Genomic DNA, 13,069 nt, shown 5'->3' on the forward strand with positions numbered 1-13,069 from the left:
TACTTTTAGTAACAATCCCAATTGTAAATAACATTGGAAAAATCTAGATGTAACAAATCGTCTTTTTTTATAAAGAAATTAGCAACACCAGAATCTCCCCACATAATATTTAATGAATCATCTGTATCGATTTGCAACAATAATATGTCATGTTGCTGGTATTTTTCTTCCCATTCCCTTGGATCTGTCTGTGTGAAAAATGGATAACCGCCAATTTTATGTCCTTGATCTTCACATAAATCATCATACAGTTCACCTAATTCTGTATTATTTTCTTCATCAACGATTTCTTCCCAATCAATGTCATCACTAATAATCTTTTCAAATCGATAATCTCTTGATGTAACGGGTTGATAACCCAATTCAAACTTTAGTTTCGCTGCTTCAGGTATGATAAATTCCTCTAATTCTAAAGTGTTTAAATAACTAAAATCAGTAATTACCTTATTTAAATCTTCTATAATTGTAGAATGATAAATAATTCGAAAGTCTTTTTGGATTGTTGGATGATCAAAATCTGCTCCGTAAAGCTCATCATCAGCACTTACAAAAAACTGTAACATTCCCTTTTGGGGCATTTATTCAACATGCGGCATTTCTTCAAAGTTAAGCTGCGCAAGTAACATCATAGGTTGTCCATTTGAATCTTTAGGATGCTCTTGATCTATAGGTAAATACGGATAACCACCAAACTTACTTTCAAAAAGAGTTGTCTCAGCTAATGTTCCAGACACTTTAATATACGGTTTGACACTTTCTTCTAAAATACTACGATACTGCTCTAGTTCTTTCGGAATTTGAAGTTGATACGTATTCTTCATCACATTTGCCTCCCTTTCATAATGAATTGAAAATGCCTTACTTAATTATATAGCAAGAGATAGCTTCATTGAAAATTGTTAAAAGTCCGTTTTCACCCTCGTTTTTTGCGCACTTGGTGGACAAAGTAGATTATGTTCTAAAACCTTTTTATTAATAGTTCGAATTAAATCCGCTGCTTCTGCAGTATTTGTATGTTCTTTTAGTCTCTCTTTTAAATTATCAATTTCCTTTGAAAGCTCAATCCACCTAGGTAACACATGATTATTCTTTAACGTTCTATACAATTGCTTTTCAGGATTGTACGAAAGATCTTTATCAAGATTAAGAGGTTTCCCTTTACCAGGTAAATTATCAAATGACCCTTTCTTTTCTGCCTCTTTAACCATAGAACTAATATGATCCTCATACGTATAGGACCAAACTTTCTCATCTTTTACTAAAATCTCTTGCTTTTTTAGTTTTTTATCTAGTTCTTCTTGATTCATAGATTCTCTCTCCTTTTTATTTTTTAGTGTCGTTTTTGTAAATTTCAATGCCCTTAATCCATCAAACAGTTTTTCTCGCCACCACACGCTGTCGTGTCCGCCTTGAAACTCTTCATAAGTGGTTTGGTATTCCTTTTTTTCTAAAGCTTTATATAGACGTCTATTAGCTGTTAAAAGAGGTTCATTTTCAAGTTCACCTACTGCTATGTAAAAATAAAGATGAGTCGCATTAAAATCTATTGATGAAATTTGATTTTCAATCCAAGGAATTGCATTTTCATAATCATCCTTTTTTCAATGTACGGATCCAGACATTGACAACACATTCCCGAAAATATGTGGATTTTGAAGTGCTGCATAAAAAGCTGCTAAGCCACCAAGACTGAAACCAGCAATTGTCGTATGATTCTTTTCTTGATATACGTGATACTTAGCTTGAATCCACGGAAGTAATTCCTTCGTTAAAAATGTATTCATGTTATCGTTATAAGTTAGCTCTTCTAATTGATCAATAGGATCTATAGCAACAGCAATATAAGATGGGATTTCTTTTTCGTAAATTAAATAATTAAGTGTTTTTGCGATTGAAAGGTTATTAATGAATGAATTCCCATCAAATACAATGAGAAGCTCTTGAAGATGTGAAGTGTGAGAATAATCATGAGGCGTATAAATGTGAATTTTACGTGTGTTATTTAAAATCGAACTATGAAAAGAATATGTTTCAATTCTCCCAGATGGATAATGATTTGAAGGGAAACGACTGCTATACTGCACTTCCATACCTATTTTTAACACAGACGCTTTATTGGCACCTTCTCCAAATGTATTTTCATTAAATCGGTCTAGTCGATACTGTTCACTACGCTTTATCCAATTATTTTCGAAAAAATCATTTACTGTAAAATAATAAGTTGAAATAAAACTCTTATTCGTCCTAAACGTAACATACCAAATATCTGTCTGTAACAATCGTTGCAATTGATTTACAGACAGATTCCAACCAGGAAAACTACCGAATACATAAACGTTTTCAGTATTTTGATCGCCTAACCATATATACGTTATAAGCTTATACTGATTAACTACAGGACATTGTTCTATTAGTGGCGTATTATTTAACTTTATCTCATGCAAAAAAGTATACAAAGCTTTCTCGTTTCCACTTTTCAATTGATTAATAAGCTCCTCTAACTTAGGACTAATTATTGAAGTCACCCCTTTTCCTCCTTTATAGTTCTGTCTTTTCATTAGATTGCATTAGGATGTTATGTATCTAGTTGAGTTATTTATTAGAAAGTTTATCAATTGCTTGAATAGAAAGTTCCAACGCTTTTATTCTTCTTGTTAAAAGTGTTCTTTGCGGACTACCAGCTTTAGACTTATCATAGGCTCTCTCGATTGATGGAAGCAAACCAGCAAGGACGTTACGTGCTTCTGCTAACTCTTCTTGGCTATACTTATGACTTTCTTGATTCCAAACGTTTTCTAGCACTGCTAATCCTATGCAAACAGCTTTAAATCGTTTTTTCACTAATGTAGTATTTGCGCCTTTTTGAGTCATCTGTGATAGTGCATTTTCAAGTTTACGAATTGTCGATTGTAAAGATTTTATTGATTCCAATTTATCTAGATTTGATACGTTTTCCATTTTACTGTTGTCCCTTCTTGTTTTGTTATTGATAAAATAAGCACTTAATTTTACTCGAAATATTTTAACATAAATAACAAACTTTATTTGAGTTGGACAATGCATTAAAGGAAAACAATCGCTAAATCCCTCTCTCCTCCCTTGCATGATTCTATAAGTACTTCTTTCTGCACTTTAAAATTCCTATTTAAACAAGGTATAAATATTGTCTTTTTTATGAACAAAAAACGCACAAGCAGCATAACTTGTACGTTTTTATTTTTATTCAGTAAGATAATATAGTAATAGTTTTCGGATCTTCTCATAATTCATGAAATCTCTATACAAAATGGGATACTTCACAATTTCTGTTTCTATAAAACGATATTGTGGAAACCATTCATAAAATGATTTCCTTAGCCACTTTATTTGATCAAACACAATCTCCTTTTCGTTGTTATTAAGTACGTAACTTAAAGTACCTGCTGTATGCATCCAATAACAATTTAAATCAGCGCTTATACAATCATCTTCTGTAAACATAGTATTAAAATCTTTTCGTACTTTTCGAATGTCACAATTCGGAAATGGTTTGTACAGTGGACTATGCATTTTCTGCAATTCCTTAAAAATAATTCGTTTTCCTAACTTCAACTTTCCACCCCTTTATTTCTCTATCCAATTTAATAAGTTTTCATAATGATATTGAGCATCTGTATAGCCAAGATTATATAAATTAACGAGTTTTTCTTTATTTCTTTCTATTCCGCTTATAGGAAGTTGTACGCTAGGCTGAATGACATAAAAGTTATCTTTTTGTTCCAGTTGATTCATATAAGATATCGTCTCATTATAAAAACGATAATGTTCTACTAAAGATTCTGCGATATTCGGATATTTCCTATATAAAATTTTAGCTAGTCCAGAAAATTTATTTCGCTGCTTCTCGTATCCTTCTGATTTTGTCATAATAACAACGTTCTTTTCATAACCATCAGTTTGCGCTTTTAAAACTGGTATAGGATCTATAATCCCTCCATCTAACAATTTTCGATTATCATATTCTACAGCAGGCGCTATAAATGGGACGGAACTTGATGCACGAATAATTTTTAAAATATCTTTACCATGTTCTGTTTTATTATAATAAATAGCTTGTCCTGTTTCGCAGTCAGTTGTCCCTATAACAAACTGTTCATTTGAATTTAAGAAAGTTTGAAAATCAAATGGAACAATCTTATTAGGGACTTCATCAAATAAAAAGTCCATTCCGAATAATTCGCGTTTTCTAATCAAATTTCGATAAGATATATATCGGTGATCTGACACTAGCTCTGTATTTACTTTTTTATTTCTCCCTTTTTGACGTGATAAATAGGTTGCACCCATACAGGCTCCAGCGGATACGCCAACTACATAAGGAAAGAATAAGTTCTTTTCCATAAAATATTCGAGTACGCCTGCAGTATATAAACCTTTCATTCCTCCGCCCTCTAATACTAAACCGATATTTTTCATGCTATATCCCTCTGCTTCTTTTTTCTTACTTACATATTAGCATAAGATATTAAGATGAGGTTATATAAATGAATTGCAACAATAGCCAGAAACTACTAATGTAATATCATAACTTCATAGCGAGTAGCATGGTACAATATAAGTAACAAAATCCACAAATAATGGAGGAGGAATTTCCTATGGGTTTATTTAGCGGTATTTTAGGAAATGCATCAAATGCGAGTACCGAAAGTGTAGAACGTGATTTAGAGAAAATTATGCTAGACGATGAGAAGGTTGAACATGCTTATAAATTAATTCGTGATTTAATCGTATTTACAAATCGTCGTCTTATTTTAGTAGATAAACAAGGGATATCAGGTAAAAAAACAGAGTATCATTCTATTCCTTATAAAAGTATTACACAATTTAGCATTGAAACAGCTGGGCATTTTGATTTAGATGCGGAACTTAAAATTTGGGTATCTAGTTTGAGTACGCCAATTACGAAGGAATTTAAAGGTGACGATAGTGTTTTAAGCATTCAAAAAGCGCTAGTAACATATACGACGAAATAACGTCTTTTCGTATGTTTATTCATTATCAAAATTACTAACCCGAATATTTTGGAAGAATATGCATTGTTTTTGTATATTTAATCTGAAATAACATAAAAAGGTAAAGCGTATTTCAAGTGCTTTACCTTTCTTTTTTGTAATAAATAAGTGTAGTTGTATCATTTAATTTTTTTATAACTTCTGTTCTTTTATACCCCATTTTTTCGTATAGAAAACAATTTCTTTCTTCTTCTAAAATCGTCGCAAGTTCAAAACTTCGTGCTTTTGGAAACATCTCTTCAATTAAAATAAGTACCTTCTGAGCGATTCCTTTCCCTTGATAGTTTGGATGAATAAACATTGGACTGATCCAAAATTTATAAGGTATTTCTTTTTGGGATATACATATCGCTCCAACAAGGTTCGAATCCAATATAATCTTATAAAATTTACTGCTGGGATTATTTATCCTTAAAATTGTTTTTTCAATAGATTCATTTGCTGGATTTGTTTCATAGTCTTTATATTTATTTAATAAAGGGCGAAATGAGTCTATTTGCATTTGAAATAAAACTGCTGCATCAATTTCTGTTGCCTTCTCTAATGTAATATCCATGTTACCAATTTAGTCGCTTTCTTAATGAAGTTATATGAGCTGTATGATGACGTCCGTGCCATGCATATAGTCCAATTGCAACAGCAAGTTTTGTTTCACCAGTTTCAGGGTGATTAAATGTCTTTTCTAGATCTTCAATTTCTAGAGAATATAAAAGGTTAACCCATCTTTTATGTAATGAATCTAACATTACTAGCGAAACATCTACTGGTAATTTAGAATCAGGTAGTTCTGCCCACTTCTCTTCTTTATATGGTTTAATCGTTGGATTCTTTTCTGTTAGTGCTAATTTAAAGCGTATGTAGCTATTCATGTGGCTATCAACAACGTGATGAACTACTTGACGAACCGTCCATCCACCAACTCGATACGGTGTGTCTAACTGCTTCTGATCTAAATCTTTGATTGCCTTTGTTAGTTCATTAGGTAAATCTTCAATTTCTTGAATCCATGTATCAATCATTTCTTCAGTTATAGGACGTTTGTATGTAAATTGGCCAATTGGATAACGTAAATCATTCATGAATAAGTCCCCCTTATTATAAGCGTGAAGTATTTCTCCAAATATAATGTACAAAATTCACATGTTCTCCATTTAATTCTACAGATGCTGTATCTGCTTCGTTATGATAAGAAGAAAACCCGCTTTTTTCTAGTACAATTTGTGATGCGAGATTATTAGTAGTTGTTTTAGCATGAACCTCATTAATTTTATTATTTTGCGCTACGTCTAAAATTAATTTTACAGCTGCTGTTGCAACTCCTTTTTTAGTAAACTTTTCTCCGACTCGATAGCCTAACGAACTGCTTCGAAATTCCGTATCTATATCTACTAAATTTATTCGTCCTACAATTTCTTTTTCTTCATTACGAATTAAATAAAAATAAGAATCTCCATCCGCCTGTTCTAATAATAAATCGTCTAGTAGTTTTTGAAAATATTCAAAATCGTAATATTGTGAGCCACGATTTGGCACCATTGTTTCAAAAAAAGACTTATTCGTAAGTTCAAACGTAAATAAATCCTTCGCATCGTGTTTCTTTAATTGTTCTATGTATATTTTCATCTCGATTACTCCCTCTATATCTACTAACTGTTATATATTCTTTTTTAATCGATTCATCTCCTGCTATTTTTTTCGCTTCAGTAACACAGCAAGTAGCACTTTCGGATGAAATAGGTGAAATGGACTACGAATTAAATTCATCACTCGTACTAATCGAATATAAACGTCAGAGTCACTTGCAGATAGTTGATAGATTTGTTTCGTATACCAAAGCTGAATTTTTTGCTTTATCGTTAACTCTCTTTTTAGCTGCGGATGACGTGATATTTCCGTTATAGTCATTTCCCAAGGAGTTTGTATAATATTAGAGGTCTTTTTATAAAATTGCTGTGTAAATGCTTTATCAAGTTTTTGTCTCCTTTGTAAAAGCAACTGCAATTGGTGAGCTTCCATAGCAGCAACTGAAACACCTTGCCCGAAAACAGGATCAAAACGACAATGTGAATCTCCAACTACCAAAAACCCATCTGGTAAATTATTCACTAAATCAAATCGCCGACGTACTTGATAAGGAATTTTGTACGTTTTGATATCTGAAATTGCCTCAGCTTTATTTAGGAAGTCTGTAACATTGGATATTGATAGGCTTTCAGCAAAGTTATAAAATTCATCATCTGTTTGTGGTGCTTTCTCATTTGCATATCCGCTGAAAGTAACAAAATAACGATTATCCTCAATCGTTTGAATAAGAACACCATACGGATTGTCAGGGAAACTTGGAGACATTAGTATATTACAGCAGTCTAATTTCTCATTTTCTTTAAGTTTAAACATTCTAGTTGTGTAAAATAAATCAATACGCACTTTCTCTTCTTGTACCTCAGTATCGTATTCGCGTAACCACCCTATACTTTTTGAACCGAATCCACTTGCATCAACTACGATATCTGCTTGAATTTCTTCTTGCGTGCCTGTCTCTAAACATTTAGCTTTTACTCCACGTACTTTGTTAACCTTTCCATCTACTAATAATCCCTCAACCAATGTTTCAAATTTACTCGTGATATTCGAAATATGATCTATTCGTGTTTGAATATGCCATTCAAGCAAAAACCTACTTTGTTGAATCATATGTATTTCTCCTATGAATGGCTGTTTCCATAAACCAAATTGATGCCATTTTAAATCGCGAGTAAAGTTATTTACGATACTACCTACTGCTATTAATTCGTTCGTAATATTAGGAAACAATTTCTCAATTGCGTTTTCTCCACCTTTTAATAACACATGAGGATGATTACTTTGTGGAACTCTTTTTCTCAAAGTTTTTCCATCCCATTTTTCGCCAGCTTCTATAATGATTACTTCTTTAAAAGAAGTTGATAATGCTTTTGCTGCGAGTTTTCCTGCGATACTTCCACCAATAACGATAGCCTTATTAAACATATTTTCCCCCTTAATGAAAAAAGACCCTGCCTTGTATGAATGAAACAGGATCTAAACGAATGGTTACTAAATTAAAACACATGAGTAAATTGCAACGTTAAAATTAAAATGCCTAATCCCCATACGTAATACGCAAACACTTTTAAGGAATGATTTTTTAAATATTGAATCATCCATGAAACAGCTATGTAACCAAAGAACGCTGCTGATAACGTTCCGACAATTAAAGATGTACTAGAAATAGATTCAGCTTTCCCTTGAAAAACATCTGCAAATTGTAAAATGATAGCTCCAACAATAGCAGGAGTTGATAATAAAAAAGAAAAGTAAGCAGCAGTTTCACGGTCTAACTTCCTCCATAAAGCAGCGACGATTGTCATACCAGAGCGAGAAATTGCCGGAAAAATAGCAGCAGCTTGAAAGGAACCGATAATAAATGCGTCTTTATATGTAATGTTATCCATTTTTTTTCGACCATTTTTTTGTTTATCAGCCATGTAGAGAAAGAATCCTGTCACTAAAAACTCCCATCCTATCGTAATACCTGTTTTTGAAATATCCTCAAAGAAGTCTTTAAATAATAAGCCGATTACAACTGCGGGTATCGTCCCGACGATAAGTAGTAACATTAGTTTTGAAAATGGATTTTTAATTAAATATATAAATTCTTTTTTGTAATAAATAAATACCGCAAGTAAAGTCCCAATATGTAGCATCGTATCTAAAAACAATCCTGCTTCATCTAATTGAAACAAATGCCTTCCTAAATAAAGATGCCCTGTACTGCTTATCGGCAAAAACTCTGTTAAACCTTGAATGATCCCTAATATAAAAGCTTCTAACCAATTCATGATGGTCCCCTTTCTCGTTTGCTTGTACCAATATATGAAGGTTAAATTTTCGATATGAAAAAAACTATATTTCTCTATGAATTTACTTTCATTTTATGGATATATATGTAAAAAGAAGTGAGGAGGGTTACTATGTGGCAACATACGAAGTTCGGCAATGTATTACTTTGGGCAGGACCTATCCTTGTATTTATAGGATTATGTATGACAAATGTTATTTCAGATATTCCTTTCTTTGAGGGAAAACATAAAACTGTTGGAATTATAATTTTATTTATAGGGCTTTTCTGTTTAATTGCTGCTAATCATTTTAAAAAAGGAGAAAGAAATGAAGAATGAAACAACAAAAAAACAATCCCAGTATATGTGCTAGGATTGTTTTTTGTTGCTTATTTATAAAATACTTTATCAACGTTATATTTTGCTTTATATTCATTAATGATATATGTTTCGTAAATTTCTCTTTCTGTTGGATCTTCTACGATACATGCATCAATGCGGTACACTTCATCGCGGTGATTTTTAATTGGTGAAACATTGTCTTCAAAATGTTTCTTAATACGTTGTCTAATTTTACGAGCTTTACCTACGAAAAGAAGTTCGTCATTAATATTGTAAAACATAAAAATGCCGCCTTTATCTCTAGGGAACAAGTGGAAATCGATAAAACCATTAATTGGAGTAATGATTGGCTCGTCTCCTTTAATAACTTGTTTACGTTCAGTAATTGAAACATCAGCTTCAGGAATATTAATTTTAATCAAGTTCATTCACGTCCTCTTTTATTATAAAGATAAATAATAGCATACATACGTAAGAAAAGCTACGTTCAGAGGCATATTTCATTTTATAATTCAAATATTATAGGAGTATCATGTAAACTCTTCTTCCAAATCATATGATCACTTGATTCTCCCCAATAATCCTTCAGTACATAACTAGGCTCTCCAAACTTCTTCGTCCATATACTTTGCGCTTTTTTGTAGCCACTATCTAAACAGTATTCTGTTATTCCCCTGCTAAGTAGCGTAAGAAACATTGTGTTTAGTAGTAAACTCCCTATACCCTTTCTTTGATACTCCGGAAGTATAAATACAGTTCCTATTTCATACAAATCCTTAAGTACACCGCCTGTACAACTATTAATCAACGTACTTGCTGGACCAATTTCAATTGTTCCAATGATTTTATCGTTATTTGTATCAATTGCTAATAAAAAGTAACGTTTTTCTCCATTACTATCAAAATCTGTTTTCAAATATTGCTTTTTCATGTTAATTTCATTTTCTATGTCATCCGATAATTGTGATAATCCTTCGTCTTTATATGCATTCGTTATAACTATATGGAAAAACAAGTGAAGTTCCTCTAAATCATCCGAATTAGGTCTTCTAATTTCAATGTTATACATGATTTAAATCTCCATTCTATGCAGTTGTTAGAACCATACTTTATATACTCTATTCAACAATATTCTACAAAGCCCTGCATAGATCCAGCAGTATAGAAAGCTTAGTATAAATATTGATAAAATAATTTTTATATCCATAGTTGTATGAATAGTAGGACCAAGTACTGGAAAACGGAAAATATCTAGAACAATCATAATTCCTATAAGTAGACAAATCGCAGAAAAGGAAATTACCCAAATTCTCCTCTTGAATTGTATAAAGGAAAGTCCTAAGGCTATACCTAATAAGCCTGTAGTAAAGGGAAATACAATTAGTTCACTTGGCTCAATAATAAATAATAGGAGAATAGTAAGAATATAAGAAAGTACCCCCTCACGAATAGAGTAGCAAATAGCCAAAAAAATTGGTAACGTCGCAAAAGGACTAATGAATAATCCTATACCAGGAATTAAGTTTCCCGCCGCTTGAAACATAGTGGCCAAAGCACTCATTAAAGCTGTAATGACTAACTTATTTGCTAGGGACAATTTTCTTTTATGAACAAAGTTCGCATCATTCTTTATCATAAGTTGACACCAATAACGTACAAACCGATTCATCAAAATCCCCTAAAGATACCTAATTCATCACTTTTCTATTTTATTCATACACTTATTGTTTATTTGTATCCTCTTCTAGAAATCAATCACTATACATTAGACAATTGTAAAAAGAATGAATCAGAGAATTTATATCATATTAAGGAACAATTTCAAAAATAGTACCTTTGTTAAAGTCAGTTACTTTCATAGAACCATAAACTCCTAAATATAACCTGGTTTGATCCGAATTTGTTCCTAAACTCATATAATAAGCTGCTTGTGTACCGAAATCATAATTGGTTTCAATAACATGAAAGTCAGTATGTTTACCGTCTGTACCTGCTCTAACATATGCTAAAACACCTTTAACTGGCGGCCGTGAATCTTCTTTCTTAGCAAGGTCGGTAAACACAACGCTACCATTTAAATTTGGGATTGCAGTTCCCATATATGGCTGAACTCCTGTTAGTGAAGTTCCTCCAAACTTATCTGGTCTGGGGTCTTTATGAAAATAACTAATTAGTGGCTGAATTCGCTTCACTGATGTTTCTATTGATTCATTATAATAAGCCATTGTTCTCTCATCCAAATTAGGATTCTCAGAACAGTGCCTTATAAAAGAAGTAGGTAATTCTCCTTCCCATCCTCTCCAACCAAAATTAATAAATCCATCTTGATTGGGAGTTAATCTCATTACATGCATTTGAACAAGTTCAGTAACCGGTATCGGTTTATATTGGACAAATGAAAAAATAGACTCTACAATATCTTGCCCGACATTACCGGCGTATTTGATATATTGATTATAAAACCTTTGGAATGAAATGCCGGTTATATTACGAACACCTTTCACAATTACTGTAAGTGTTTCTTGTATAGATAGAGGAAGTTCATTAAAGCGCGTAACTACTGAAGGATTATTTATAAATATATTTTTGCTTACATCGATTTCAATGATTTTACCTGCTATTTCTAAATCATCTTGGCTTAAATTAAATGGATCATAACCCGAGCCACCATCTCCATTTGTAAAAACAAGTTTCTCCGTCTCTGGAGAAAAGTTTAATGTATTTACTCCATTATGATTAAAAAATGGGCGTTTTATATGAAGTAATGTTCTACGTTTTTGAGGTTGAGCGTTTGATTGTAAAATCCATTCTTCAATTGTATCAATATGATCATATTGAGTATCTCTATTTAGCCACTTTAAGTTTAAAGTTTTCGGGTCACAAGGATTCGGTTTAAATTGTTCAGAAAGCGCACCTGGACCTTGGGTTCCAGCTACTGAATAATGAAGATAAAATAAACCGTTTTGATAAAATTGTGGATGAAACGCAAGTCCTAGCAATCCACGCTCATCATAGCCACTACTAGAAACACCTTCTTCAGATGTGCCTAATGTAATTATCAGATGACGAATATTTAAAAATGTTTTTATGACGCCATCTCCTATGTAGAAAATCTCCCCTAATTGGGTTGCGATAAATAGCCTTTCAGTCGATTCGCCTGGAAGAATAACTGTTTTTATTACAGTGGGTAAATTTATGTTATGAACAATGGGTCGTAAACTAACCTTAACTTTTGTCAATTAACTTTACACCCCTTTGTATTCTTTTTTATATAGAAGAATATGATTAGAGTAGTTCAATTAGTATCAAAACTATAGACAAGTCAGTTTTCTACTTAGCATCAATTAACTTATATCCCTTATTATTACATTTATAGTATAATAATAAGTATAAAACATAAATTAGGGGGACAACCTATGGCAATCTTACTACAAATCATCGTACCGCTTATATGTGCAATATACTTATTTACCCTCTATCGTAATACGAATATAGGAAAAGCTGCATTTCTTTTGGCAGTCATTATAGGAATTTTCGGTTTAGAGAATATTTTTCAATATGCTAGTTTAACAGATCATACTGTTTATCCATATTGGGGGAGTTTGAAGGCTGTTGTTATCGTTTTATCAGTCGTATTTCTATTTAAAACAGGTGGTTTAACAGGAAAATATTGATTTGTAATGCTGTATATATATTCTTGTTAAATTTCTTTTATTGTATAAAAGAAAAAATGTTTATGTGAAAACAAGAAGGGATGTGTTACATATGTCTATAAATATTGCTACGAAAAATAAAAGCCTTGCTACACTCCATATG

15 protein-coding genes and 3 pseudogenes are annotated in these 13,069 nt (G+C 32.1%); 3 read left to right on the top strand and 15 right to left on the bottom strand.

All coding sequences use genetic code 11. The features are described 5' to 3' along the window. Positions 1-5: 5 nt before the first annotated feature. The 6 genes and pseudogenes from ACXY7N_RS22750 to ACXY7N_RS22775 all read right to left on the bottom strand — a co-directional run bounded on the left by ACXY7N_RS22750 (position 6) and on the right by ACXY7N_RS22775 (position 4,455). Positions 6-821: pseudogene (locus tag ACXY7N_RS22750) on the bottom strand (YwqG family protein). Positions 822-899: 78 nt separating this feature from the next. Further along, positions 900-1,307: a DnaJ family domain-containing protein gene (locus ACXY7N_RS22755; RefSeq protein WP_033660154.1), complete on the bottom strand. Its 408-nt coding sequence runs from the start codon at positions 1,305-1,307 to the stop codon at positions 900-902. Positions 1,308-1,331: 24 nt separating this feature from the next. Beyond that, a pseudogene (locus ACXY7N_RS22760) lies at positions 1,332-2,525 on the bottom strand (alpha/beta hydrolase); the annotation flags it as partial. A 67-nt stretch (positions 2,526-2,592) separates the two neighbouring features. Then, positions 2,593-2,958, bottom strand: a complete 366-nt coding sequence (locus ACXY7N_RS22765) for a hypothetical protein (RefSeq protein WP_088083788.1) — start codon at positions 2,956-2,958, stop codon at positions 2,593-2,595. A gap of 261 nt (positions 2,959-3,219) precedes the next feature. Continuing rightward, positions 3,220-3,591, bottom strand: coding sequence for a YxiJ-like family protein (locus tag ACXY7N_RS22770; protein WP_033659709.1), 372 nt, complete (start codon positions 3,589-3,591; stop codon positions 3,220-3,222). Between the two features lie 12 nt (positions 3,592-3,603). Beyond that, a complete protein-coding gene (locus tag ACXY7N_RS22775; RefSeq protein ID WP_016087647.1) occupies positions 3,604-4,455 on the bottom strand; it encodes a patatin-like phospholipase family protein in 852 nt (283 codons plus the stop codon). Between the two features lie 179 nt (positions 4,456-4,634). Here ACXY7N_RS22775 and ACXY7N_RS22780 point away from each other — a divergent pair, with 179 nt between their 5' ends. Further along, the gene (locus ACXY7N_RS22780; protein WP_000522465.1) at positions 4,635-5,012 is read left to right on the top strand and encodes a PH domain-containing protein; all 378 of its coding nucleotides are present in this window, start codon (positions 4,635-4,637) and stop codon (positions 5,010-5,012) included. 121 nt (positions 5,013-5,133) lie between these two features. Here ACXY7N_RS22780 and ACXY7N_RS22785 read toward each other — a convergent pair. The 5 genes and pseudogenes from ACXY7N_RS22785 to ACXY7N_RS22805 all read right to left on the bottom strand — a co-directional run. After that, positions 5,134-5,607, bottom strand: a pseudogene (locus tag ACXY7N_RS22785) (GNAT family N-acetyltransferase); the annotation flags it as partial. A 1-nt stretch (position 5,608) separates the two neighbouring features. Beyond that, complete coding sequence (locus ACXY7N_RS22790; RefSeq protein ID WP_000999070.1) at positions 5,609-6,130, bottom strand: YfiT family bacillithiol transferase; 522 nt, start codon at positions 6,128-6,130, stop codon at positions 5,609-5,611. Positions 6,131-6,146: 16 nt separating this feature from the next. Next, complete coding sequence (locus tag ACXY7N_RS22795) at positions 6,147-6,674, bottom strand: GNAT family N-acetyltransferase (protein ID WP_016087645.1); 528 nt, start codon at positions 6,672-6,674, stop codon at positions 6,147-6,149. A gap of 63 nt (positions 6,675-6,737) precedes the next feature. After that, a complete protein-coding gene (locus tag ACXY7N_RS22800) occupies positions 6,738-8,060 on the bottom strand; it encodes an NAD(P)-binding protein (protein WP_098560162.1) in 1,323 nt (440 codons plus the stop codon). Positions 8,061-8,131: 71 nt separating this feature from the next. Continuing rightward, the gene (locus tag ACXY7N_RS22805) at positions 8,132-8,911 is read right to left on the bottom strand and encodes an undecaprenyl-diphosphate phosphatase (protein ID WP_001104275.1); all 780 of its coding nucleotides are present in this window, start codon (positions 8,909-8,911) and stop codon (positions 8,132-8,134) included. 132 nt (positions 8,912-9,043) lie between these two features. Between ACXY7N_RS22805 and ACXY7N_RS22810 the strand changes: the two genes are divergently transcribed. Further along, positions 9,044-9,250 (top strand): hypothetical protein, encoded by a 207-nt coding sequence (locus ACXY7N_RS22810; RefSeq protein ID WP_000267715.1) that lies wholly within the window; start codon positions 9,044-9,046, stop codon positions 9,248-9,250. Between the two features lie 50 nt (positions 9,251-9,300). Here the strand turns inward: ACXY7N_RS22810 and ACXY7N_RS22815 are convergent, their stop codons facing one another. From ACXY7N_RS22815 to ACXY7N_RS22830, 4 genes are all read right to left on the bottom strand, one after another. Further along, positions 9,301-9,681 (bottom strand): nucleotide excision repair endonuclease, encoded by a 381-nt coding sequence (locus ACXY7N_RS22815; protein ID WP_001048941.1) that lies wholly within the window; start codon positions 9,679-9,681, stop codon positions 9,301-9,303. Positions 9,682-9,758: 77 nt separating this feature from the next. Continuing rightward, complete coding sequence (locus ACXY7N_RS22820; protein ID WP_016087642.1) at positions 9,759-10,322, bottom strand: GNAT family N-acetyltransferase; 564 nt, start codon at positions 10,320-10,322, stop codon at positions 9,759-9,761. 27 nt (positions 10,323-10,349) lie between these two features. Further along, a complete protein-coding gene (locus tag ACXY7N_RS22825) occupies positions 10,350-10,922 on the bottom strand; it encodes a YybS family protein (protein WP_116363428.1) in 573 nt (190 codons plus the stop codon). A gap of 139 nt (positions 10,923-11,061) precedes the next feature. Continuing rightward, positions 11,062-12,492 (bottom strand): PQQ-dependent sugar dehydrogenase, encoded by a 1,431-nt coding sequence (locus ACXY7N_RS22830; RefSeq protein ID WP_488592619.1) that lies wholly within the window; start codon positions 12,490-12,492, stop codon positions 11,062-11,064. A 177-nt stretch (positions 12,493-12,669) separates the two neighbouring features. Between ACXY7N_RS22830 and ACXY7N_RS22835 the strand changes: the two genes are divergently transcribed. Continuing rightward, positions 12,670-12,927 carry a hypothetical protein gene (locus ACXY7N_RS22835; RefSeq protein WP_000996284.1) on the top strand — a complete coding sequence of 86 codons (258 nt, stop codon included), beginning with the start codon at positions 12,670-12,672 and terminating at the stop codon, positions 12,925-12,927. Positions 12,928-13,069: the final 142 nt, after the last annotated feature.

The organism is Bacillus sp. 5w2 (assembly GCF_054353775.1).

What these genes read in the sequence shown, in the direction of transcription:
- ACXY7N_RS22790 (WP_000999070.1), bottom strand. Translation starts at nt 6,130, where the DNA reads ATGAATGATTTACGTTATCCAATTGGCCAATTTACATACAAACGTCCT.
- ACXY7N_RS22755 (WP_033660154.1), bottom strand. Translation starts at nt 1,307, where the DNA reads ATGAATCAAGAAGAACTAGATAAAAAACTAAAAAAGCAAGAGATTTTA.
- ACXY7N_RS22795 (WP_016087645.1), bottom strand. Translation starts at nt 6,674, where the DNA reads ATGAAAATATACATAGAACAATTAAAGAAACACGATGCGAAGGATTTA.
- ACXY7N_RS22825 (WP_116363428.1), bottom strand. Translation starts at nt 10,922, where the DNA reads ATGAATCGGTTTGTACGTTATTGGTGTCAACTTATGATAAAGAATGAT.
- ACXY7N_RS22765 (WP_088083788.1), bottom strand. Translation starts at nt 2,958, where the DNA reads ATGGAAAACGTATCAAATCTAGATAAATTGGAATCAATAAAATCTTTA.
- ACXY7N_RS22820 (WP_016087642.1), bottom strand. Translation starts at nt 10,322, where the DNA reads ATGTATAACATTGAAATTAGAAGACCTAATTCGGATGATTTAGAGGAA.
- ACXY7N_RS22780 (WP_000522465.1), top strand. Translation starts at nt 4,635, where the DNA reads ATGGGTTTATTTAGCGGTATTTTAGGAAATGCATCAAATGCGAGTACC.
- ACXY7N_RS22800 (WP_098560162.1), bottom strand. Translation starts at nt 8,060, where the DNA reads ATGTTTAATAAGGCTATCGTTATTGGTGGAAGTATCGCAGGAAAACTC.
- ACXY7N_RS22810 (WP_000267715.1), top strand. Translation starts at nt 9,044, where the DNA reads ATGTGGCAACATACGAAGTTCGGCAATGTATTACTTTGGGCAGGACCT.
- ACXY7N_RS22805 (WP_001104275.1), bottom strand. Translation starts at nt 8,911, where the DNA reads ATGAATTGGTTAGAAGCTTTTATATTAGGGATCATTCAAGGTTTAACA.
- ACXY7N_RS22775 (WP_016087647.1), bottom strand. Translation starts at nt 4,455, where the DNA reads ATGAAAAATATCGGTTTAGTATTAGAGGGCGGAGGAATGAAAGGTTTA.
- ACXY7N_RS22815 (WP_001048941.1), bottom strand. Translation starts at nt 9,681, where the DNA reads ATGAACTTGATTAAAATTAATATTCCTGAAGCTGATGTTTCAATTACT.
- ACXY7N_RS22835 (WP_000996284.1), top strand. Translation starts at nt 12,670, where the DNA reads ATGGCAATCTTACTACAAATCATCGTACCGCTTATATGTGCAATATAC.